Annotated in this window: 9 protein-coding genes; 7 read left to right on the top strand and 2 right to left on the bottom strand. The window is 31.0% G+C overall.

Translation table 11 applies throughout. The features are described 5' to 3' along the window. Positions 1 to 74: 74 nt before the first annotated feature. Both ABNT61_RS04880 and ABNT61_RS04875 read left to right on the top strand, forming a co-directional pair. Positions 75 to 10100: a T9SS type A sorting domain-containing protein gene (locus ABNT61_RS04880; RefSeq protein WP_348745071.1), complete on the top strand. Its 10026-nt coding sequence runs from the start codon at positions 75 to 77 to the stop codon at positions 10098 to 10100. A 7-nt stretch (positions 10101 to 10107) separates the two neighbouring features. Continuing rightward, positions 10108 to 10278 carry a hypothetical protein gene (locus ABNT61_RS04875; RefSeq protein WP_348745070.1) on the top strand — a complete coding sequence of 57 codons (171 nt, stop codon included), beginning with the start codon at positions 10108 to 10110 and terminating at the stop codon, positions 10276 to 10278. Between the two features lie 45 nt (positions 10279 to 10323). On the opposite strand, the gene ABNT61_RS04870 is transcribed toward ABNT61_RS04875, so the two are convergent. Further along, a complete protein-coding gene (locus ABNT61_RS04870) occupies positions 10324 to 11985 on the bottom strand; it encodes a tetratricopeptide repeat protein (protein WP_348745069.1) in 1662 nt (553 codons plus the stop codon). 210 nt (positions 11986 to 12195) lie between these two features. On the opposite strand from ABNT61_RS04870, the gene ABNT61_RS04865 reads away from it, so the two are divergent. Together ABNT61_RS04865 and ABNT61_RS04860 are read left to right on the top strand one after the other, a co-directional pair. After that, positions 12196 to 18744, top strand: a complete 6549-nt coding sequence (locus tag ABNT61_RS04865; protein ID WP_348745068.1) for a LamG-like jellyroll fold domain-containing protein — start codon at positions 12196 to 12198, stop codon at positions 18742 to 18744. 7 nt (positions 18745 to 18751) lie between these two features. Then, on the top strand, positions 18752 to 18922 hold the full coding sequence (locus ABNT61_RS04860; protein WP_348745067.1) for a hypothetical protein: 171 nt from the start codon (positions 18752 to 18754) through the stop codon (positions 18920 to 18922). Positions 18923 to 18983: 61 nt separating this feature from the next. On the opposite strand, the gene ABNT61_RS04855 is transcribed toward ABNT61_RS04860, so the two are convergent. Continuing rightward, positions 18984 to 20432 carry an NAD(P)/FAD-dependent oxidoreductase gene (locus ABNT61_RS04855; RefSeq protein WP_348745066.1) on the bottom strand — a complete coding sequence of 483 codons (1449 nt, stop codon included), beginning with the start codon at positions 20430 to 20432 and terminating at the stop codon, positions 18984 to 18986. A gap of 101 nt (positions 20433 to 20533) precedes the next feature. Here ABNT61_RS04855 and ABNT61_RS04850 point away from each other — a divergent pair, with 101 nt between their 5' ends. The 3 genes from ABNT61_RS04850 to ABNT61_RS04840 are packed head-to-tail and all read left to right on the top strand — an operon-like array spanning position 20534 to position 26053. After that, a complete protein-coding gene (locus ABNT61_RS04850; RefSeq protein WP_348745065.1) occupies positions 20534 to 21535 on the top strand; it encodes an AraC family transcriptional regulator in 1002 nt (333 codons plus the stop codon). Between the two features lie 60 nt (positions 21536 to 21595). Next, positions 21596 to 23254 (top strand): solute:sodium symporter family transporter, encoded by a 1659-nt coding sequence (locus ABNT61_RS04845; protein ID WP_348745064.1) that lies wholly within the window; start codon positions 21596 to 21598, stop codon positions 23252 to 23254. Then, positions 23255 to 26053 (top strand): LuxR family transcriptional regulator, encoded by a 2799-nt coding sequence (locus ABNT61_RS04840; protein WP_348745063.1) that lies wholly within the window; start codon positions 23255 to 23257, stop codon positions 26051 to 26053. It begins immediately after the preceding gene. The last annotated feature ends 116 nt before the right edge of the window (positions 26054 to 26169 follow it).

Genomic DNA, 26169 nt, shown 5'->3' with positions numbered 1-26169 from the left:
TTGTCGGGTGCTTTTTACTACAAAATCGTTGATATGTAAGTTTATTTGTACTCATAATTTTAAAGCTACTATTAATGAAAGTAAAATTATCCTTTGTCTTTTTTTTAGTAATTAGTTCAACATTTCTTTTTGCACAGGAAACTTATGTTCCTGATGATAATTTCGAAGCTTTTTTAGAAGCGAACGGAATGGGAAATGGAATTCCAAATGATGATTATGTTACAACAAGTGCCATACAATCAGTAACAACATTAATTATAAATAATCAAGGAATTAGTGATTTAACAGGATTACAAGATTTTACAAGTTTATCTGGTCTTAATTGTAGCGGAAACAGCATTACTAAATTAGATTTATCCTTTAAACGTTTTTTTAATGTTTTTGCAAGCAACAACAATCTTGTTGAAGTGAACATTAAAAATGGTCATAATTTCGATGTAAATACCTTTGATGTAACCAATAATCCAAGTCTTACTTGTGTTCAAGTAGATGATGAAACACAAAGTTACTATTCAAGTTGGGGAGTAGATTCAGGTGTAACTTTCAGGAATTATTGTGCATTAACTGCAGTAACAGATAATAATTTTGAAAATTATCTTGAAACCCATGATGCTAATGGAAACGTTGTATTAGTTGGAGATGTAAATAGTTTAGGAAATGGAATTCCTTCAGATGGTTTTGTCGCAACTGAAAAAATTTCTGTTGTAACTTCTTTAAATATTTCTTCAAGCATGATTGCTGATATTACGGGAATCGAAGATTTTACAGCTTTAGAAGTATTGGATTTCTCGAATAATGGTGTAGGTAATTTTGACCTTTCTAACAATATTGCTTTAAAAGAATTGTATTGTGCAACAAACGGAATGAGTTCGATAAACGTTGCTGCAAATGTGAATCTAGAAGTTTTAAATTGTACTGATAACAGCAATACTACAATTGATGTTAGTACAAATGTAAAGTTGAAAGAACTAAATATTTCAGCTAATGGAACCACTTCTTTGAATTTGGGAAGTGTATCTACTTTAGAAATCATTAATGCTAGTAATAATAATTTAACAACTTTAAATCTAACTAACCTTTCAAACCTTACAGATTTAAATTGTGATACCAACTATAATCTAAATGTTACAGATTTTAGTCCACTAACAAGTTTGGTAAATTTAAACTTTAGTAATACGAACTTAGGAAGTTTAAACCTATCTAGTAATGTATTATTAGAATCACTTACTATAGATTTCATGTCTGGATTTTATTTGGATTTATCTAGTAATACTGCTCTAACCAGTTTTTCAGCCAACAGTAGTGATCTAAACAGCCTAAATATTAAGAATGGAAATAATGACAATATCACTTCATTCGATGCTAGATTTAATCAGTTTACTTGTATTGCAGTAGATGACCCAACGGCAAGTTATTTAAGTACTTGGCAAAAAGATAATAAAGCTTCTTTTGAATCAGATTGTAGTACTACAAATATATTAGATACCAATTTTGAATATCACTTAGAAAATCATGATGCTGATGGTAATGTAGTTTCAGTGGGAAGCCCGAATAGTATGGGGAACGGAATTCTAAACGATGGAAAAGTATTCACTTCAAGAATTGAAAATGTTACTTATTTAAATATTTCAAGCAATAGTATTGATGAATTAGATGGTTTAGAAGCTTTTGAATCGCTAGAGATTTTAGACTGTTCTGAAAATAATTTTAACGAGTTTGATTTTTCTAAACTTCCAGAATTAAAAGAATTATATATCCATGATTTATTTTTCGCGGTATTAAACTTATCGAGTAATTTAAAAATCGAGAAGTTAATTTATAATAACGCCAATAGTACTACACTAAATTTAGGAAACAATACAGTTATAAAAGAATTGAACATTGGAGGAAATAATATTACGTCTTTCGATGTCTCTGCATATACAACCATAGAGGTTCTTAATATTGATGATAATTATCAAATCCTCCCCCTAAATGTGCGTCCCCTTGCTAATTTAACGGATTTGAGTGCTAATGATACTAGCTTACAAAACTTAGATGTAAGTCAGAATTTATTACTAGAAAAGTTATCAATGGATAGAGCCTCTGGTTTTTATTTAGATTTATCAAATAACACTGCTCTAACAAGTTTTTCAGCAAGAACTTCGGATATGTCTGGTATTAATATCCAGAACGGGAATAATTCAAACATCACACTTTTTGATACAGAGCAAAACCATTCAACATTGTTTTGTATTCAAGTTGATGATCCAACAGCATCGTATTTAAATACTTGGAATATTGATAGCGAAGCTACTTTTCGCTTAGATTGTGGAGAAACAACTGTTCCTGATGATAATTTTGAGAATTATCTAGAAACACATGATGCGGATGGAAATGTAGTTTCAATAGGAGATGCTAGTAGTATGGGTAATGGAACTGCAAATGATAATAAAGTATATACGTCTAATATTTCTAGTGTTGAAGAATTAGATATCGATAATTTATCAATTTCAGACTTAACAGGTATTGAAGGATTTGTGGCGTTAAAAACATTATTCTGCCATGATAATACCATTGAAAATATAGATCTTTCACAAAACATAGCATTAGAAAGATTAGATTGTTATAAATCTGGTGTAAAGAGTTTGAACATTTCTCAAAATACAGAATTAACACTTATACAATGTTTTAGAAATGAGTTGACTTCTTTAGATGTGAGTAATAACACAAAACTAACTCGTATTGATGTTTTCAATAACCAAATTACTGTATTAGATCTTTCTCAAAACTTAGAATTAACTTCAATAAATTGTGCACAAAATCAATTAAGTAGCCTAGATGTTTCTAACAATGTAAAGCTAACGGGCTTGTCCTGTTATGAAAATAACATAACAAGTTTAGACGTTACTAGGCTTCCTTTATTAGAAGATTTAGATTGTGTAGGTAATGGATTAATAAGTTTAGATCTTTCGCAAAACCCTGAGCTAGTAGAATTACAGGTATATGAAAATAACTTAACGAGTTTAGATGTTAGTAACAACTTAAAATTAGTTGAATTATTTGCTGAGAGTAATAGTATTACAAGTTTAGATGTTTCAAAAAACACTGTTCTAGAGGATTTATCTATCGCTTTTAATCAATTAACGTATTTAAATATTAGGAATGGAAACAATACAAATTTAAATCCTAATGATTTTGATATCCGTAATAATCCTGGGTTAACTTGTGTTACTGTTGATGATGTAACCTACGCAAATACAACATTTCCGAGAAAAGATGCACAAACAGAGTATAAGTTATTCTGTACTGAAACTAGTGTGCCAGATGATAATTTTGAAGCTTATTTAGAGACTCATAATGCAACAGGAGGAATTGTTCCCGTTGGAGATCCAACAAGTATGGGGAATGGAATTGCAAATGATGATAAAGTTGCAACGGAAAATATTCAAAATATCACGTATTTAAATATTTCAAACCAGGGAATTGCAAATCTAACTGGTTTAGCAGATTTTACAAGTTTAGAAGAATTAAGAGCGTTTAACAATGCAATCACTTCTGGAAGTTTAGACTTATCAGCGAACACAAACTTAAGAGAAGTTTATTGCTCAGACATGGGATTGAATACCGTTGATGTTTCTGGGTTATTAAAATTAGAACGTCTTGAATTCCGAAACAATAATTTATCTAGTATTGACATAAGTTCGAGTTTAAACCTTAGTTATTTCAATATTGATGGTAATAATTTTACTGCAGTAGATATAAGCGGTAATGCTTTATTATCGGATGTAAGAATCAGAGACAACGTTGTTTTAGCTACAATAGATATATCGAATAATACGAATTTAGTTAGTTTGTATTTGGGAGGAAACTCCTTATCAACTTTAGATGTTTCGAACAACACTTTATTAGAAACAATAAGTGCGGGAGAAAATCAATTAGCTACTATTAATGTAACTGGATTAAACAATTTGACGGATTTATTTCTTGAAGATATGCCAACATTAACTTCTTTAGATTTTTCAAGTAATACAAACCTTGAAGATATCGGAGTAAGTAACACTGGTTTATCAGTTCTAGAATTAAGTAGTCTTACGAAGTTAGTTGAGGTATATGCGAATAATACTGGCATTGTTGAACTTGATTTTAGTGCAAGTCCCAATTTAGAATATGTAGAATGTCAAAATTCTCAGTTAACTAACTTGAATCTTAAAAATGGAAATAATAGTAGCGATATTGAATTATACGCTACGGGAAATGCTAACTTATTTTGTATTCAAGTTGATGATCCTACAGCCAGTTATGTATCAGGTTGGGAAAAAGATGCTACAGCTAATTTTAGTGATGATTGTAAATGGACATACATTCCAGATGATAGATTTGAAGATTATCTAGAAACTCATGATGCTAATAATAATAATGTTGCTGTTGGTGATCCAACAAGTATGGGTAACGGGATTGCGAATGATAATTTTGTGAAAACCGCTAATATTGAAAACGTTACTAGTTTATTTATCGGATTTCAAGGAGTTACTGATATTACTGGTTTAGACGCTTTCTCTGCTTTAGAAGTTGTGTTTCTTTTCAATAATATGTTAACTGATACAGATTTAGATCTTACTGCAAATACAAATCTAAAAAGAATTGAAGCAAGTGGAATGGGATTAACAAGTGTCAATGTTACTGGCTTAGCAAGCTTAGAAAGATTAGAAGTATCAAGAAATAACTTAACTTCTATTGACTTGTCTACAAACACAGCTCTTAAAGATTTGATTATTTCAATAAATAATTTATCTGGTTTAGATGTTAGTGCCAATGTATTATTAGAAGACTTACAAATTCATGAAACAACATTAAGTTCTATTGATATTAGTACAAATGTAAATTTAACAAGAATTTTCGCTTCGTTGAATCAATTTACAACCTTAAACACTCAGAATAATACACTATTAGAAACATTGAGTTTAGGTAGAAACCCATTAAGTTCTTACGATGTAAGTCACTTAGCAAATCTTCAAGATTTAAGTTTAGATGAAACTAATATCACTTCAATTGATATTAGTAATAATACCAATTTAGTAAAATTCAGTGCAAAGGATATCAATGAGTTAGTGGAGTTAAATGCAAAGAATGGAAACAATAGTAACTTTACTGAATTTGAAGTAGATGGTTGTCCTAATTTAACTTGTATTGAAGTCGATGATCCAACTGCTAGTTATTTAGTTGCGCCAGTTTGGTTAAAAGATGCTACAGCTGTTTTTAGAGACGATTGTAATTGGACGTATGTACCAGATGATAATTTTGAAAACTATTTAGAAACCCATAACGCTACTGGTGGTACTGTTACTATTGGAGATCCTACAAGTATGGGGAACGGAATAGCAGATGACAATTACGTAACTACTGCTGCTATTAATTCGGTATTGGTACTAAGATTATACAATCTTAACATTGCAGATTTTACAGGTTTAGAAAGTTTTACTGATTTAGAAAGATTTATCCATAGGGATAATACTACAGCTAATCTTAATTTGGATTTTACAGCAAATACAAAACTAGATGAAATTAGATGTAACGATCTAGATATAGAAAGTATTGATATAACCGGATTAACATTACTGAAAGAGATATACTTATACAGATGTGATTTAAATTCAATTGATATATCTACCAATGTTGGTTTAGATGATGTAGTACTATCAGAAAACAATTTAACAAGTTTAGATGTTAGTAATAATGTATTGTTAAAAGATCTACAGTTTCATGAGAATAACATTGAAAGTATCGATATAAGTAACCTTACTGTATTAGAATCTTTTAAACCTTCTCATAATGCTATAACCAGCTTAAATTTAGAAAATAATTTAGCACTAAGGTCATTAAGTATTGGAAGAAATCCTATCGATGAATTGGATATTAGTATGCTTACCAACTTAGAAACGTTGTTTGCTTACCAGTTAAATGTTAATTCATTAGATATTTCAAAGAATACTAATCTTAATGATATATCGTGTTATGAAAACACGAATCTTACATATTTAAATCTTAAGAATGGAAACAATGATGCATTCGAAGATATGGATGCTAGAAACAATCCTAATTTAACATGTATTGAAGTAGATGATCCTAATGCAGCTTACTTATCAGCTTCCAATTGGGAAAAGGATGCAACAGCAAATTACGCTGAGTATTGTAGATTTACAACCATACCAGATGCGAACTTTGAGGCATATTTAGAAACTCATAATGAATTTGGAGGATCAGTTGCTTTAGGAAGTTCAAACAGTTTAGGTAATGGAATTATTGATGATAGTTTAGTTCCAACAGGAAAAATTGAAGTAATTCAATTACTAACTCCAAGAAATGAGGGAATTGAGGATTTTACAGGAATCGAGGATTTCAAAAGTTTAATTCGTTTTTGGGCAGATGATAACACATTAACAAATACTGATTTAGATTTAAGTAATAATACTCTTTTAGAAAGTATAACTCTTGAAAATACTGGAATTACAAGTTTAAATATTAATGGTTTAACAGTATTAGAAGGAGTAGAAGCTGCAAACAATAGTTTATCATCTGTAGATATTTCAACAAATACGGGATTAAAATTCTTAAATATTGGAGATAATAGTTTAACGAATTTAGATATTAGTAATAACGATTTAACGAGCTTAACAGTTACGAATAATAGATTAGGAACAATAGATGTAAGCAATCAAGTTAATTTAGAATCTCTTTACTGTGAGAATACCAATATCACTTCATTAAATATTGTAAATAATCCATTATTAGAGAATCTAGAATGTGGATTGAATCCATTAACAACTTTAGAGGTAACTCATCTTTCTGAACTTCGCTATTTATCATTTAGTTCTACTAGTATTTCTGAAATTGATTTGAGTAATAATATAAACTTAAGCACATTAGAGTGTGATAGTACACCGTTAACATATTTAGATTTAGTAAAGCAGAACACCTTAGATAACTTATCTTGTAAGAATTCACTACTTACAGGATTGAATTTAAGAAGTGGTAATAATACTGATCTTGACAACGTTGATGTTACAGGAAATCCAAGTTTAACATGTATTGAAGTTGATGATCCAGCAGCTGCAGCGTTATTAGGAACTTGGTTAAAAGATGTAACGGCTAACTATGCTGAGTTTTGTAGAATGACTTATGTTCCAGATGATGGATTTGAAACGTTCTTAGAAAATAATGGGTATGGAAATGGAGTAATGGATGATTATGTATATACAGCATTAGTTGAAGTTTCCGAGGGATTTAACTTGCATAATGGATTAGTGGAAGATATGACGGGTATTGAAGATTTTAGAGATATGTGGTTCCTAGGATGTAGAAGTAATTCGAACTTGACAAGTATAGATTTAAGTAAGAATACAAAACTTACGGTAATTACTTTAGCAAATAACAATTTAGCGAGTTTAGATTTATCAAGTAATGTATTGTTAGAACAAGTATATCTTGATGGTAATCCAAATTTGGGAGATGTTGATATTTCTAATCTTACAGCGTTAACAAATTTGAGTTTATCTAATACAGGAATCAATTCTTTAGATATCTCTGCAAATCCATTGGTAAGACAACTAATCTTAAACGATAATGATTTTACGGAATTAGATATTTCAATGTATCCAAACATTGTACAATTACGTATCGCTAATAATCAATTAACTTCATTAAACGTTGCTAACGGGAATAATGATAATTTCACTTGGTTTGATGGTCAAGGAAATCCAGGTTTAACTTGTATTAAAGCAGATAAAGAAGTTCAGTTATATCCAGACATTTGGGAGAAAGATGCAACTGCAAGTTTTGCATTATACTGTGATCTAACTTACATCGCTGATTCAAATTTTGAAAATTATTTAGAAACTCATGATGCTGATGGAAATGTTGTTTCACTTGGAGATGCTACAAGTTTAGGAAACGGAATTGCTAATGATAATCAAGTGTATACTGAGAAAATTGAAACTGTAGTAGATTTAGATTTAAGTAGTTTGAATATTACAGACTTAACCGGTATTGAAGCGTTCACTGCTTTAGAAGTATTGAATTTAGATTATAATGATTTAACTTCGTTAGACCTATCAAGCAATTCAAACTTAAGAATCTTAGATGTTGCTGAAAATGATTTAACCGAATTGGACTTATCAGTTATTCCAACGTTGGAAGAAATACAGTTGCGATCTAATAAAATAAGTAATTTAATTCTTGATAATCCAAATCTTAAAATACTTAAAGCAAGCAAAAACCCATATACATATTTAGATGTAACCAAGTGTCCTCAGTTAGAAGAACTTGGAGTTACACAAACATTACTAGTTTCACTAGATGTTAGAAATGGAAACAATAGTATAATGGCTGATTTTAATGCTAAGTTCAACGATTACTTAACTTGTATTGAAATTGATGATGCAACGGCATCTTATTTATCTACTTGGGATAAAGATATAACAGCTAATTTCACAGAAGATTGTAATACTGCAGTTTGGTCAGGAACTAATGGTACAGATTGGACTGATAATGGAAACTGGTCGTCAAATGCAGTTGCAGCAACATCACAGAACGTAATAGTTCCAGTATTTGTAACATCTCCGGTTATTGCATCAGGAGTTATTGCTGAAATGAATGACTTAGAAATTCAAGAGTTATCTTCATTTACAGTAGAAGATAATGGAGTTGCAATTGTAAACGGTAATTTTAATACTACAGAAACAGCATCAATTAAATCGTCATCAACTACTAGTGGAACTTTAATTGTAAAAGGAACATCAAATGGTATGGTAACTTTTGAGCGTTCTGGTTTGGAAGCAAATAAATGGAGTATTGTTACTGCGCCAGTATCAGGGCAGAGCATTAAAGAATTTATTGAAAATTCAACAAATGATATTCGTGTAAATACAACAGTTACACCAAATCGTTATGCAGTGGCGCATTATGATGATAGTAATGCCGATGGATCAAAATGGGTATATTATACTGCCGATGATATTATAACGAACACACTTACATTCGAGAAAGGTAAAAGTTATATCGTTTCAAGAGCAACTAATGGTTCAGTAACATTTACGGGAACATTAGAAACAAATGACGTTTCTGTTTCAGTTAATGAAGATCAATGGAATGCTGTTGGAAGTCCATATACAGCGTATTTGCCAATAAACAATAATTCAAACAACAACTTTATTCAAGAAAACTTAAGCAAATTCAATCCAGAGAATGTAGGTGTGTATGTTTGGGATAATTCTCAAAACAAATATGTGGCAAAAACATTATTAGATTCAGATACATCATTAACAGTTGGTCAAGGATTTTTCATGAAAACTGCTACAGGAATTTCATCAATAAATTTTAAAGAAGATCAACGCTTATCAGATGCTACTGGAGTGCAAACATTTTCTAGAAGTACTGCTGTTCCGAATATTGAAATTAGAGCAGAGCAAGAAGGAAAAATCGTAGATACCAATATTAAGTTTTTCTCTACTACAACTAAAGGATTAGATCCAGGTTATGATATTGGAAACTTTGGAGGTTCATCTTTTGATGTATACACGCATTTAATTGAAGACTCAAGAGGAAATGATTTTACAATTCAGTCTTTATCAAACTCAGATATAGAAAGCTCAGTAATTCCATTAGGTATTACCTCAAAAGCGAATATAGAGGTTAAGATTTCTGTTCGCACTGAAAACCTTCCTGAAGGAATGAAAGTGTATTTAGAAGATACAGAAACTGGAGATTTTGTTCAATTAGATGGAGGAGAAGTTTATTCTTTTGTAACTGATAGTGATATTGAAGGAATCGGACGTTTTTATATCCACACACAAGCAAAGACTTTGGGAACAGAAGATGTTACTCATCTAAGTGATATTCGAATTTTTAAATCAAACAAACAAGAAGTAACGATTAGTGGAATTCAAAGTAGAGAAGAGGTATCAGTTCAAATCTATTCTGTTTTAGGAACTGAAGTTTATTCAGAATCAATGCCAGGAGCTTCTAAATTGGTAATTCAATCAGAAACATTAGAAGTTGGAGTATATATTGTTCGATTAGAGATAGAAGGTAAGATTATAAATAAGAAAGTAATATTTGAATAGGAAGATTATGAAGAGTAATATAACAAAAGACAATGAAAAGATTACGCGAAAAGAAGCATTACAGAAAATTGGTGATTACGGCAAGTATTCAGCATTAACAGCTTTAGGAACCTATTTAATACTAAATCCAAAAAAAGCTCAAGCAGCTTCTCCAGAAGCTCCTGGAGATGGGTTTTAATCAATAGTTTAGTTTATAAAAGGCAGTAATTCTATTACTGTCTTTTTATATTAAATCCATAATGGCTTGTTCCAGTTCTTGTGCTCTGGTAAGTCCCATTTTTTTTCGAATTCGATGACGAGAAGATTTTATTGATCCCATAGTCACATTACGAATAATCATAATTTCTTTAAGACTTAAGTTCATTCGCATAAGTGCGCAAATTTCTCTTTCAGATTTAGTTAGTGTCGGAAATAAGGTTCGTAGTTTTTCATTAAATTCTTCATCAATTTGATCAATATTATCTTCAATAGAATCTAACTTACTTTCTGTTTGAATTTGTGAAGAGAGATCCGTAATTAGAGATTGAAAGTCAGAAATATCTACAGCATCAGCATATTGTTTAACCTTTTTAAGCTTTGCTAAAAACTCTTGTTTAAATTGTAAACGCATTTTATTATCCGCTATCAATTGTTTGGTTTGATATGTACTATGCTTTAATTTTTCATCTAACAATTCTTTTTCAAACTGTTCTTTTTTATAGCGTTCTTGATTTAACTTTCTTCTATTGTTCACCACTAATAGTAAAGTGATAAAAATAACAGCTGCTAAAAGTAATAGTAATATATATAATCTACTTCTAGCTTGTTTTACTTCAGTTTTTAATTCTAATTCTCTTTTTTCAGTCGCAAATTTAATACTGTCGGCTTGCTTTTCTTTTTGAAACTTATAATTGAGCTCTAATTCAGTTATTTTCTTTGCATTTCTAATATTAAAAATAGAATCATAATAGTATTTATGGGTTTTGTAAAAGCCAAGAGCATATCTATAATTTCCCATTTTTTCGAAAATATGACTTCTTAACTGATACATTAAAGGGAGTTTCGCTGTATTTCCAAACTTTTTGGCAGAAGCAAAAGTTTCATCTATATAATGAATGGCTTGTTGATGCTTGCCCAAATCAGAATAAATTTTGGCAAGATGCATTTGACTGTTAATAACAAATTTAGTGTAGTTTTCAGACTTGTAAAGCGCTATATTTTTCTTATATACTTCAATAGCATTGTCATAGTTTCCTGTGGTGTAATGGATTGTCGCAATATTTTCACTAGCTCTTGCTTTTCCAAAAGGAGTAGGATAATAATTTCTCGATAATTCATAATAATACATTGCAGAATCATTCTGCTTATTATAATAATAACTAACTCCTAACATATTGTATGTACGAGCTAACTTTGTACTATCTAAATATTTTTGTCGTATCGGTATTGCTTTTAAAAAATAGGATTTAGATTTTTCATAATCTTTTTGGTACCTAAATAGCATACCTATATTATGATAACTCTGAGATATTTCTATGGAATCTTTTAAGGTTTCTCTAATTCTTAAAGCTTCTAGTTGTAAGCCAAGAGACTTTTCATAATTTTTTTGAATGGATTCATATTTACCTAAAGCATCTATTATTAAAGCTTTCTTCTTTAAAAAATAATTTGAGTTATATGAATTATCTTTTATTATTTGTAAAGCCTCCTTCATTAAACTTCTTGCTTCATCTACATTTCTTTTTTCGACTTTTTTAGTAAGCTCAACGATGTAATGAAGTTTTAAAGAGTCGTTTTGAGCTATTACTACTTTTTCTTTTAAATCAATTTCTAATGAATCTTGTTTTGTTTGTGAAAAAACAGGAAATAAATAACAGCAAAATAGAGTTAGTAAAATGATTCTCATTTTATAAAAAAGGTTAGACAGCATATTACAAATATAACTAGATAAAGGCAAAAAGGTCAATGATTTCTGAAATGCAGAAAGAGTCTGTGTGCCTTTAAAACAAAGGGATGAAACTTTTTGTAACCATAAAAATAAAGAGTTGAAGTAATCTGTTTTGTACCATTGCGCATTAATGGTTAAAAAGATAAAACAAACTAACATTTCCCTCAAATGAAAAAAACACTACTCTTATTTTTGGTTTTTCTGTGTAACATCACAATACTACCAGAAAAATTACATGCTGAAAAAACAAATAATTTAAAAGATAACTTAGTTGGTGAGATTCAAGTAAAAGGAATGGATCCGATGGGTTCTCCTTTTGTAAATGGTCAAACGAACGTATCTGAGCCAGATGGTACGCTCTTTTTTGATACTGCTACTGGAGCTGAATCACTTACTTCTTTTACAATTGAAAATATAAGTTTTACTGATGATTTAAATATTTCCAGTGTTACTATAACAGGTGCAGATGCTAGTGATTTTCAGGTAGACGCAATGTTACCTGTTACCGTAAATCCTGGAGCGATGGAACAAATCATGATAAAATTTAATCCTCAATCGGCAGGTACGAAAAATGCAACGGTTACTATTGTAAGCGATGATGCTACTAATGGTACGTTTACATTTGCCATACAAGGAACTGCTTTTGAAAGTGGTACAGGATTAGATTTTGATGGAGTAGATGACAATATTACATTTGATAATGGAAACTATAGTTTAAATGGAAACTTCTCTATTGAACTTTGGATAAAACCTGATATTTCAGGAACTGGAGAACATACTATATTGGATAATCAAAGCTCAAATTCAGGTTACAGTTTACGTATCGACACTTCAATGCAACTTAATTTCAGTTTTTTTACAGCTAGTGGAATTAGTACGTTAACGAGTTCTCCAATTGCAAATAATCAATGGCGCCATGTGGTAATTGTTTATAATGCTACTCGTTACATCATGTATATTGATGGAGTGTTAGATACTTCTTTAGAGCTTTCGGGTACGATTGTGGATACTAGTAGTAATAACTTAACTATTGGAGCTACAAGTGGAGGAGGAGCATATTATAAAGGAATTATAGATGAGTTAAGAGTATGGGAAACAGAAATTTCTATTTGTAGAATTACAAATCAATTTAGTTGTGAATTAGTTGGAGATGAAGATAATTTACTTGCTTATTATAATTTTAATAATGGAGAAGTAAATGGGAATAATTTCCCAATGTTTGATGTTTTAAGATACAATCATACCATTTCTTCAGGTATACCACCAGAAGGAAGACTAAATAATTTTGGTTTAACAGGTACAGCATCAAATTGGATAGATGCTACAGAAAACGGTGTTAAAGGAACTTGTACTACATACACAGAACCTCTTATTGGAATTACTTCTAATAGCAATACAATTACGAATGGAAGTACTGATACAGTCGCACCAAATAATACTTCTTTTGGAGATGTAGTATTTGGACAGGCTGAACCTGCAGATTATACAATTAGTAATACTGGTAATGGAACACTAAACATTTCTAATATTGTTATTGATGGTTCTACTGATTTTACAATTATTGAATCACCAGCAACGGTAGCAGCTGGAGCATCGGAAAACTTACGAATATTGTTTACGCCAAGTTCAAATGCAACTAAAGAAGCTACAGTTCGAATTACTAATGATGATTGTGATGATGCTACTTTTGAATTTGATATAGAAGGAACTGGATTTACACCAGCTACAGGACTTCATTTCGATGGAGTGGATGATCATATTAGTATTAATCACAATAGTGTATTGAATACAAATACATTTACAATAGAAACATACTTTAAAACATCATCTACTGCAGCAGGACAATCAATTTTGGCTAAGTATGATGCTACAGGAATTAATGGGTTTTCTATGTATTTAAGTAGTTCAGGAGTATTACGATTTGAGTACGCGGTACCAAATAGTGAAACAACCAGTTTATCTAATGCTTCTGGATTGAATGATGGGAACTGGCATCATGTTGCTTTAGCATTTGGAAATGGTAAGTTAACATTCTATATCGATGGTGTATTAGACAATGAAGTTACGTTTAGTAATGTTCCAGAAACACCAACAAATACAGAATCACTTTCCATAGGGTACTCTGAATTTAATACCGTTTATTTTAATGGAGAAATAGATGAAGTGCGTTATTGGTCTAGAGTGCTATGTTTAGATGAAATTAACGCACAACGTGGTTGTGAATTAGCAGGAAATGAATCAGGATTAGTAGCGTATTATAATTTAAATCAAGGTAAAATTGATACTAGTAATTCAACTGAAACTACCGCTAATGATGAGACATCAAATAATTTAAATGGTACATTAACCAATTTTGATTTAACAGGTAGTTCTTCCAACTGGGTAGATACAACAGCAAATAGTATTTCGGGAACATGTTCTGTTGCAATTCCAGAAATAAGCATTCAAGGAGAATTAATCGATATACCTTCAGGAGACGATACTCCTAACACTAGTGACAATACAGATGCTGGGACTGTAGTTGTTGGAAATTCAAAAGATATGACCTTTTTTGTAGTGAATACCGATGGTACAGGAAATTTACTTGTAGATAGTGTAACGTTATCTGGAGATACAAGTGATTTTACATTAACACAAAACCCTAGTAATAATCCTATTTTACCTGGACAAGGAGCAACTTTAAGATTCTCTTTCAATCCTACATCTGGTGGAACGAAAACGGCAATAGTTACGGTTAATAGTAATGATTGTGATGAACCAGTTTATACCTTTACTATTCAAGGTTATGGAGCAGGACAAGGTACTGGACTTGATTTTGACGGAACAGATGATTTTATCACAGTTCCACATAATTTATCACAGAACAACTTAAACTTTTCTGTAGACTTTTGGATAAAAACAACAGATGGCAATGGTGCTATAATTAATAAGTTTACACCAGATGGCAACAACGGCTGGCGAATTAATCTTGATGGTGGAAGAATAGAATTTTATTATTATGCTAGTGCATCAAATTATACAACAAGACTGTTAAATGGAGCTACCTATGTAGCCGATGGAAATTGGCATCATGTGGCTGTAACATTAGATTCTGGAAATGCTAGATGTTATATTGATGGAGCAAGTGTTCATTCAACAGGATGGAATGGTACGGCAACGGTTGCATCAAGTTCAGAAGATATACAAATTGGATATGCTGCTTCAGATACTCCTACTGGAGATGCAGCGGGATATTTTCAAGGACAGCTTGATGAACTTCGTGTTTGGACAAAAACATTGACGGCATTTGAAGTGGGAGCTCGTAATAGCTGTAGTGCAGATATGGCACAGGCTGATTTACTGTTAAGTTATAATTTTAATCAAGGAATTACGGAACAAAATAATAGCTCCGAAACAACTTTAAATGATAGCTCTGGAAATAATACCAATGGTGCACTATCAAACTTTGCACTTGATGGAAGTACAAGTAACTGGATTGACACAACAGCTAATGGAATAGCTGGTTCTTGTGATTGTGTAGTTGTTGGAAATGTTACGTTAACAAACCAAACAGAAGTAGATAATTATGTAACCAATACTTTGGGGTCTTGTGGAATTATAGAAGGAGATCTTACTATTAACGGTACAATAACTGATTTATCAGGCTTTTCAAATGTGCATATTATTTCTGGAGATTTTTATATGGAAGGAAACATTGTGGATGATCTTTCTGGATTTAGTGCATTGACAACTGTTGGAGGAAACTTCACGTTAAAAAACATGACGAATACTAGTTCTATAGCTTCTTTTTCGAATGTTACAAGTATAGGGGGGAATTTTGAAGTAAATAATTTAGATCAAATAACAGATATATCAATTCTAAGTCAGGTTTCTTCAATTCCAAACATAACAATTACGGGTAATTCGATGTTGTCAACAATTGCTTTTGATGAATTACAAACAATGAGCGCAAAAATCTCTATAACATTTAATAGCTCATTAAGTTCTCTTTCAATTCCAAAGTTAACTCAAGTTAATAACGAATTTGCATTAAATAATAATGGAGGAAGTATGACTAGTCTTAGTTTAGCACTCTTAGAAAGCACTGGAAATTTTTTAATAGCTGATATGAATGGTTTACAATCTATTTCTGTTCCGGAATTACAAACTCTTACAGGTCGTCTTTCTGTTGCAGGTTGTAATGCTTTAACTACGTTAAGTATTCCAAAATTAACAAGCGTTAGTAATAACTTTTCAATTGATAATTGTACTCAACTAGCTACAATAGATATAACTTCTTTATCAACGGTTAGTGGTAATTTTAGTATTGATGATTTAGCAATAAGCAGTTTGAGTTTCCTACAAAATGTAACAAGTATTGGTGGTGAACTTTTAATAAGGGATATGATTAATTTGAGTAACCTTCAGGGAATTGATGAATTGACAACTTTAGGAAGTTTCAGCTTAAATGATTGTGATTTGGTTACTAACCTAGAAGGGTTTCCTAAGCTATCAATTACTTCTATAAATTCATTAACTATTTCTGAAAATGAATTAATCACATCATTCGATAATTCTTTCCTAGAATCCTTAACTTCTATAGGAAGATTAAGCATTAGTTTTAATGGAAGTCTTGCCGATATAAGTGCATTAGAAAATGTTACACAATTAACAAGTTCAGATTCTACAATTAGAAATAACAATGCATTATTAACTATTGATTTATTTAGTTTACAAAATGTCTCAAATAATTTAATTATCCAAAATCAAGCGAATACTACTGGATTATGCGGTTTGTTTAATTATGTACATAATGGTAACGGAAGTTCAACATTGACTTTTATAGGTACAAACCCTACAAATTGGGATAGTGTTCAAGATATTATTGATAATTGTGATACGCCAGTAATTACTTTAATTGGTGATAATCCACAAGAAATTGAATTAGGAAGTGGCTATTCGGAATTAGGAGCAACGGTAAATGATGGTTCTACAGTTACTATAAACACAAGTGCTTTTGTTGATGCGATTGGAAGTTATAACATTACCTACAATGCAACTGGTGTTTCTGGAAATAATGCGGTAGAAGTAATCAGAACGGTTAATGTAGTACATCCAGCAGAAATAACTTGGAATGGAAATTCAGATACAGATTGGACTGTAAGCGGAAACTGGTCTACCAGCTTTACTCCATTAGTAACACAAAATGTTATTATTCCGTACGTAACAAATCAGCCTGTTATTAGTTCTGGCGTAACTGCTGAAATGAATGACTTAGAAATTCAAGAATTATCTTCATTTACAGTGGAAGATAATGGAGTTGCAATTGTAAACGGTAATTTTAATACTACGGAAACAGCATTAATTAAATCATCATCAACCACTAGTGGAACTTTAATTGTAAAAGGAACATCAAATGGTATGGTAACTTTTGAGCGTTCTGGTTTGGAGGCAAATAAATGGAGTATTGTTACTGCACCAGTTTCAGGTCAGAGTATCAAAGAATTTATTGAAAATGCTGCAAATAATATTCGTGTAAATACAACAGTTACACCAAATCGTTATGCAGTGGCGCATTATGATGATAGTAATGCAGATGGATCAAAATGGGTGTATTATACTGCCGATGATATTATAACAAACACACTTACATTTGAAAAAGGTAAAAGTTATATCGTTTCAAGAGCAACCAGTGGTTCGGTAACATTTACAGGGACATTAGAAACAAATGACGTTTCTGTTTCAGTTAATGAAGATCAATGGAATGCCGTTGGAAGTCCATATACAGCGTATTTGCCAATAAACAATAATTCAAACAACAACTTTATTCAAGAAAACTTAAGTAAATTCAATCCAGAGAATGTAGGTGTGTATGTTTGGGATAATAGTCAGAATAAATATGTGGCAAAAACATTATTAGATTCAGATACGTCATTAACAGTTGGGCAAGGATTTTTCGTGAAAACTGCTTCAGGAATTTCATCAATTGATTTTAAACAGGACCAACGTTTATCAGATGCTACTGGAGTTCAAACATTTTCTAGAAGTACTGCTGTTCCGAATATTGAAATTAAAGCAGAGCAAGAAGGAAAAGTCGTAGATACCAATATTAAGTTTTTCTCTACTACAACTAAAGGATTAGATCCAGGTTATGATATTGGAAACTTTGGAGGTTCATCTTTTGATGTATACACCCGTTTAAATGAAGACTCAAAAGGAAATGATTTTACAATTCAGTCTTTATCAATAGATGAGGTTGAAGGAACGATAATTCCATTAGGTATTACTTCAGCCGCAAATAAAGATGTAAAGATTTCTGTTCAAACAGAAAATCTTCCTGAAGGAATGAAAGTGTATTTAGAAGATACAGAAACTGGAGATTTTGTTCTATTAGATAGAGGAGAAGTATATTCTTTTGTAACTGATATTGATATTGAAGGAATCGGACGTTTTTACATCCGCACACAAGCAAAGACTTTGGGAACAGATGACGTTTCTAATCTAAGTGATATTAGAATTTTCAAATCAAACAAACAAGAAGTAACGATTAGTGGAATTCAAAGTAGAGAAGAGGTTTCAGTTCAAATATATTCTGTTTTAGGAACTGAAGTTTATTCAGAATCAATGCTAGGAACATCTAAACTTATAATTCAACCGGAAACATTAGAAGTTGGAGTATATATCGTTCGATTAGAAATAGAAGGAAAGATTCTTAATAAGAAAGTAATATTTGAATAGTAAGATTATGAAGAGTAATACAGCAAAAAGTAATAATAATATCACGAGAAAAGAAGCTTTAAAGCAAATAGGTGATTATGGTAAGTATACAGCATTAACAGCTTTGGGAACTTATTTATTACTTAATCCGAAGAAAGCCCAGGCAGCTTCACCGGAAGCTCCTGGAGATGGGTTTTAGATAATAAATTTTAAAAGTAAAAAAGCACAAATCATAACTATTAGATTTGTGCTTTTTGGATTTAGGGGATCCATTCGAGAGATTGATCTTCAATTGGCTGTAGTAATATTTTCTTGTCTTGTTTATAATCGTGTAAAACTCGCCAAGGAAGTTGCTTTCCTTGTCTTGGTAATAATTTACTACCTCGTTTAACATAACCTGAATTTAGAGAATCCAAAACACTCTCCTCTGGATTACTGGTACTTGACGTTCTTGGAATCACAATTCTTGCATTTCTAGCTTTGAGCTCGTTTAAAAGTCTCGCCACATAATTTCCGGCAATGTTAATTTTTAAGGTCCAAGATGCATTGGTATAACCAAATAAGTAGGCGAAATTTGGAGTGTCTTGTGCTAACACACTTTTATAGGTCATTTTTTCATTCAATTGAAACGGATTTCCATCAACATGTAATTCCATTCCACCAAGAACTTGTAGTTTCAAACCAGTAGCCGTAATAATAATATCGGCATCCAAATGTTTACCCGATTTTAATAGAATTCCTTTTTCTGTAAATGAATCAATATGGTCTGTTACTACAGAAGCTTTTCCACTTTTTATAGCTTCAAATAAATCATTATCTGGAACTGCCGCTAAACGTTGATCCCAAGGATTATAGTTTGGAGTGAAATGTTGCATATCGTAATCTGATCCTAACTGTTTTTTTATTTTTGAAATCAAGAATTTTTGAATTCGTTTTGGATACTTTTTACTCAATTTAAAAATCAGTCGTTGTAATAAAACATTCCTCGAACGAGCAATTTTGTAAACAGTTTTCTCAGATAAGAATGTTCGTAATCTTACGGCTAACTTATCAACTGAAGGAACGCTGTAAACGTAGGTCGGCGATCGTTGTAACATAGTTATGTGGGAAGTTTTGCCTGCCATAGAAGGTACAATTGTAATTGCTGTTGCACCACTTCCTATAACAACAACTTTCTTTCCGTCATAGTTTAAATCTTTAGGCCAATGTTGTGGATGTACTATTGTTCCTTTAAAAGAATCATATCCTTTAAATTCTGGCAAATACCCGCTATCATGATTATAATATCCAGAAGCAGCAATTAAAAAATTACAGGTATAAACTATTTTTTCGCCTGTTTTTAAATTATCTACAGATATTTCCCATACTGCATTTTCCGAACTCCATTTTGCAGAGGTTACTTTTGATTCATAAATAATCTTTTCGTCTACATTATATTCTTTAGCAGTATCTATAAGATATTGTTTAATAGAAGGTCCATCTGCTAATATTTTATCTCCATTCCAAGGTCTAAAGTCAAAACCGAAAGTTAGCATATCTGAATCGGATCTAATTCCAGGATAATTAAATAAATCCCATGTTCCACCAATAGCACTTCTTCGTTCTAAAACAGCATAATTAGCATCTTTAATTTCTCGCTCAAGTTGACAAGCCATTCCAATTCCAGAAACTCCAGCTCCGATAATAATTACATCAAAATTCTTAACCATGATAATAGTTGATATCTTATTGTTTCTTACAAATTTTGTTTTTTTAAATTAAATTCATTTGACATATTCGGACATTTTGATAAATTAGTAATATGGAAGTAATGGTAAGATCAAGTGGATTACAGGGAATTATAACCTTGCTAGAATCTTTCTCAATTGATGCAATAGCATTAAGCGAAAAGTTCGGAGTCAATAAAAATGATTTGTTGATCTCAGATAGTTTAATTCCGCTAAAATCTGTTACAGCTATTCTGGAAGAAAGTGCCATATTGACCAATTGTGATTTTTTTGGTTTAGAGTTATCCAAGTTTCAAGACATAGAAGTATTAGGACCAATTGCAATGGTTGTTAAAAATGCAAAAACCATTCGAGATGCGTTAAGACTAGCAACAAAATATATGCACATTCATAGTCCGGGTATTGTTCTAACAGTTTTTGAACAAAGTTCTTATGTGTCTGGTGCGGTAGAATTATCATTAAGTATAGAATCTGAATCACAATCTGATTGTAAACAATGCTTGGAATTATGTCTAGCAGACTTACATAAAATACTAAAGTTCATAATTGGTGAAAGCTATCATCCAATTGCTGTGGCATTTACTCATGGTAAGCTCTCTAATAAATATAGAACTGTATTTGGTTCTAAAATAATATTCAATCATTTCCGAACGGGTATTCATTTATCACCTGAAATTTTAGATACACCAATTAAATTGAGAAGTGAAGCATATTTAAAGATTGCAGAGGATTATATTAAAAGTAATTATCAATTAAAGAATGAGGAAATTGATACTAAGGTTGAAAAAATGTTATATAGCTTTTTAGGTACCGAACAAGTAGGGAAGGAACATATTTGTGAGGCACTTGCTATTCATCCCAGAACTTTACAAAGAAAATTGGCTGAAAAAGGAACTAAATTTGAAGAAATAAAAGAACAGGTAAGAAAGAAAGTTCTCTTTGGGTATTTGACAAAAACAAATACAGAATTGCAAAAGTTAACTGAAATTATAGGATTTTCAGAATTATCTAGTATGTCAAGAGCATGCAAAAAATGGTTTGGAAAAACTCCCAGTGAAGTAAGACAAACTTCTTCAATAGAATAGACTTTTTTTCTAGGTTTAGAATTATAAACCTTAAATTGTCCAAACAAACAACCAAATGATATGTTAGGAATTCTTTCTTTTATAGGCTTTACCTTATTAGTTGCATTTATTTCTTGGCGAGCTACTAAAAATACAAACGAAAAAACATCAGATGGATACTTTTTAGGAGGTAGAAGTTTAACTGCTGGAGTAATCGCAGGTTCTCTTTTATTAACGAATCTTTCTACTGAGCAAATTGTAGGATTAAATGGATCTGCCTTTACAGAAGGAATTTTAGTAATGGCTTGGGAAACATTAGCAGCAATAGCAATGGTTGTTACGGCTGTTTTTCTCTTACCAAGATATTTGAAAAGTGGATTAATTACAATTCCTCAATTTTTATCAGAAAGATTTGATATAACAACAAAAACGTTAACCTCAATTTTGTTCTTAAGTGGATATGCAATTGTATTGTTACCAACTATATTATATTCAGGTTCCTTAGCAATTAGTGGAATGTTTAATGTTCCTGAATTATTGGGTGTATCAAAGGATGTGGCCTTATGGATTTGTGTTTGGTCCATTGGAATTATCGGATCTATTTATGCAGTTTTTGGTGGTTTGAAAGCAGTTGCGGTTTCAGATGCTATAAATGCAATTGGTTTATTAATTGGAGGCATTTTAATTCCAGTTTTTGGACTATTGGTAATCGGGCAGAATAGTATTGTAGAGGGAATTTCAATTTTACAAGAAAAGATTCCTTCTCATTTTGACTCCATTGGGAGTTCATCAGCTTCTGTTCCTTTTGCAACAATTTTTACTGGAATGATGTTAGTTCAGGTCTTTTATTGGGGAACGAATCAACAAATTATCCAGAGAGCATTAGGAGCAAAGAATTTAGAGGAAGGTCAGAAAGGATTATTACTAGGAGCGTTCATAAAAATTTTAGGACCAATTATTGTTGTTTTGCCTGGAATTATAGCTTATTACATGAGTACACAAGGTTCTTTAGTAGTTGGCACGCCAGATGAAGCTTATGGACAATTAGTGAGAAAAATTCTTCCAGACGAGTTAATCGGATTCTTCGCAGCAGTATTATTCGGAGCTATTTTAAGTTCCTTTAATAGCGTTTTAAACAGTTCGGTAACTCTTTTTGGAATAGACATTTACAAAGAGCATATAAATCCAAATGCAGAGGAAAAAGTAATTGTAAAATACGGAAAAACATTTGGAGTATTACTAGCAATTGCAGCTATGTGTATAGCTCCATTTTTATCAAGCCTAGAAAGTATTTTCTCTTATTTACAACAAGTTAATGGTGTTTACAGTATTCCTATATTAACTATTATTTTCGTTGGATTTGTAACTAAGAAAGTACCAGCAATTGCTGCAAAAATTGGTTTATTAACGGGATCAATATTATATATAATTAGTGAATTTGTAATGCGTCCAAACTTTGTGAATTCTGCATTAGAAAAAGCTAAACTATCTGGAGTTACAGGAGAAGATGCTCTGAGTATTGTAAAAGCAGATGCCTATCCACATTTCCTTCATGTGATGGCGATATTATTTGTTTTAAATACAATCATCATGTTATTAATTGGAAAGTTTAAGCCTAAAACAATTCCATATAAACAAGAAGAATCTGGTTTAGTAGATGATACTCCTTGGAAGTATACTAAACCAGTTGGATTAATAATTTGTATTATTGTAATACTAACCTATATCTATTTTTCATAGTTGAAAACCTTATATTTCTACATAGTATTAGTACTCATATTTGCATTTGAATTAAGTGCACAGGAATTACCATTAATCAACCAGTTTGTACCAGAAGATTATCAAGCAGAATCACAGAATTGGTCTATAAGTCAAGCTCAAAATGGCTTTGTTTATGCTGCTAATAATAAAGGATTATTAGAGTTTAATGGAGCAATTTGGAATTTGTATCCAACTCCGAATGAAACTATTATGAGATCTGTTAAAACTGTAGATGATAAAATTTTTACTGGGTTTTACATGGATTTTGGCTGTTGGAAAAGAGATGAATATGGAGTATTAAACTACACTTCAATTGTTAAGGAAAATAATATTACGTTACTGTCAGATGAACAATTTTGGAATATAATTGAGTTAGACGGATGGATGCTTTTTCAATCTTTGGAACGCATTTATATTTATAATCTAACCTCGAAGGAAGTCAAAATTATAAACTCTGAAACATCTATTACAAAGATGTTTAAGGTAGAAGATACTATATATTTTCATGAATTAGATAAAGGAATTTCCAAAATAGAAAAGGGTACTTCAAAATTATTTTCAAACAAGGAATATTTTAAAGATAATAGAGTTGTATTGGCCTTTAGGAAAGAGGGTAAACTAATTTTTTTAACACAAAATGATGGGTTTTATGATGTTGATGGGAAATACACATTTAATGATAAATTATCTAACTATCTAGAGAATAAAACTGTTTATAGTGCCTCTGTTTTAAAAGATAATTCTTTCATTATTGGTACAATTTCAAATGGAGCAATTTATTGTTCTGCGGATGGTGAAATTAAATACAAACTGAATCAAAAAAACGGATTAACAAACAATACGGTTTTAACCACTTTTGAAGATGAAAAAGGAGATTTGTGGCTAGGATTAGATAATGGAATTAATAAAATAGATATAACATCTTCAGTTAGAATCTTTAACGATAAAGAGGGTAAGTTTGGTACAGTCTATACATCTTCTTTTCATAACGGATATTTGTATTTAGGAACTAACCAAGGATTGTTTTATAAGAAATATCCTTCTTCTAACGATTTTACATTCATGCCAAACACACAGGGACAGGTTTGGAGTTTGGATGTTATTGATGCAACTTTATTTTGTGGACATAATAAAGGAACATTTATAGTAAGAGATGATAAGGTTAATCTTATAAGCAATATACAAGGAACTTGGGGAGTTAAAAAGATTGATGATAATAGATTATTACAAGGAAATTACGATGGATTATATCTACTCCAAAAAAAACAAGATCAATGGGAATTATCTCATAAAATAGATGGTTTCGAAAACTCTAGTAAGTTTTTCGAGCTTTATAAGGATAATTTGATTTTTATAAATCACGAATATAAAGGAGTATATAAGTTAAAAATTGATAAGAATTATAAAAAGGTAATAAGTAGTAAGATTGATTCTTCGTTAAGCAAGGGAATTCATTCAAGTATTATCAAATATCAGAATAAAATTGTTTATGCATATGATGATGGTGTATATACTTATGCAGACGAATCAGATGCATTTGTTAAAGATTCAGTTCTGAATAAATTAATAGAAAAAGACAATTTCTTGTCAGGTAAATTGATTTATGATTATGGTTCAAACACACTTTTTAGTTTTTCAAGAGAAAACATTAGCTATTTAAAACCAGATAAATTTAGTTCAACAGAAATTGTAACGAAAAAAGGAATTACTAGTAATTTAAGAAAAGGTACAATTGGTTATGAGAACATCCAGAGAATAGCTAAAGATGAGTACTTATTAGGTACATTGAATGGATACATCATAACAGATTTAAAAACAGATAAACAACCTTATAATCTTTCCATTAACAGTGTTAAGTATCATGCTGTTAATGGAGATCCTCAACATTTAAAACTTATAAATGAAGATGAAGTAGAGTTACCATCAAAGCATAATAGTTTAGAGTTTGAGTATAGCGTTCCATATTTATCTAAGGATGCTCCAGTAAAATATCAGTTCATTTTAGATGGATATACAAAAAACTGGAGTAGTTGGAGATACAAAAACACTTCTATGTTTGAGAACTTACCTTTTGGAAATTATGAATTTAAAGTAAGAGCAAAAGTTGGTGAGCAAATTATAGACAACATACCAACATATTCTTTTATGATAGAAAGAGCTTGGTATATTTCAAATTTGGCAATATTAGCATATGCAACAATTGTATTCTTGTTTTCATTATTTATGGATCGTTTATATAGACGAAATTATAGAAGACAAAGAGAAGAGATGTTGAAAAAGCAAAAAAGAGAATTTCAACTTAAGACTCTAGAGAATGAAAAGGAATTAATGGAAATCAGAAATACGCAACTCAAGCAAGATGTTGAAAGTAAAAATAGAGAGCTAGCAATTTCTACAATGAACATGATTAAGAAAAATGAGTTGTTAAGTTCATTAAAGAAGGAAATTGCCAAGAATGATAGTGATACTAAAAACATCAAGAGTGTTATTAAAATAATTGATAATAATCTGAATAATGAAGATGATTGGCAAATGTTTGAAGAAGCATTTAATAACGCCGATAAAGATTTCATTAATAAGATTAAAAGTAAGCATGAAAACTTAACTCCAAATGACCTTAGACTATGTGCGTATCTAAGGTTGAATTTAACTTCAAAAGAGATTGCTCCTCTCTTTAATATATCTGTAAGAAGTGTAGAGATTAAACGATATCGTTTACGTAAAAAGTTAGATTTGCCTCAAAAATCAAACTTGATAGACTATATGCTTGATATATAAAACTATACAAATAGTTTTTTTACCACAACATTACCTATACATTGGTGTAAAATCGTCGTTTTTGGGTACTTTTTATCCGATTCCATAAATCCCTATAAACAAAGAGGTTTAAATGT

Source organism: Tenacibaculum sp. 190524A05c, assembly GCF_964036595.1.
Taxonomy (GTDB): Bacteria; Bacteroidota; Bacteroidia; order Flavobacteriales; family Flavobacteriaceae; genus Polaribacter; species Polaribacter platacis.
The sequence above is the reverse complement of the archived record's forward strand: the minus strand, read 5'-3'. Positions and strand labels throughout refer to the sequence as shown.

Coding starts and splice junctions, on each gene's coding strand:
- ABNT61_RS04850 (WP_348745065.1), top strand. CDS start 20,534: ATGGTAAGATCAAGTGGATTACAGGGAATTATAACCTTGCTAGAATCT.
- ABNT61_RS04875 (WP_348745070.1), top strand. CDS start 10,108: ATGAAGAGTAATATAACAAAAGACAATGAAAAGATTACGCGAAAAGAA.
- ABNT61_RS04870 (WP_348745069.1), bottom strand. CDS start 11,985: ATGAGAATCATTTTACTAACTCTATTTTGCTGTTATTTATTTCCTGTT.
- ABNT61_RS04845 (WP_348745064.1), top strand. CDS start 21,596: ATGTTAGGAATTCTTTCTTTTATAGGCTTTACCTTATTAGTTGCATTT.
- ABNT61_RS04855 (WP_348745066.1), bottom strand. CDS start 20,432: ATGGTTAAGAATTTTGATGTAATTATTATCGGAGCTGGAGTTTCTGGA.
- ABNT61_RS04860 (WP_348745067.1), top strand. CDS start 18,752: ATGAAGAGTAATACAGCAAAAAGTAATAATAATATCACGAGAAAAGAA.
- ABNT61_RS04880 (WP_348745071.1), top strand. CDS start 75: ATGAAAGTAAAATTATCCTTTGTCTTTTTTTTAGTAATTAGTTCAACA.
- ABNT61_RS04865 (WP_348745068.1), top strand. CDS start 12,196: ATGAAAAAAACACTACTCTTATTTTTGGTTTTTCTGTGTAACATCACA.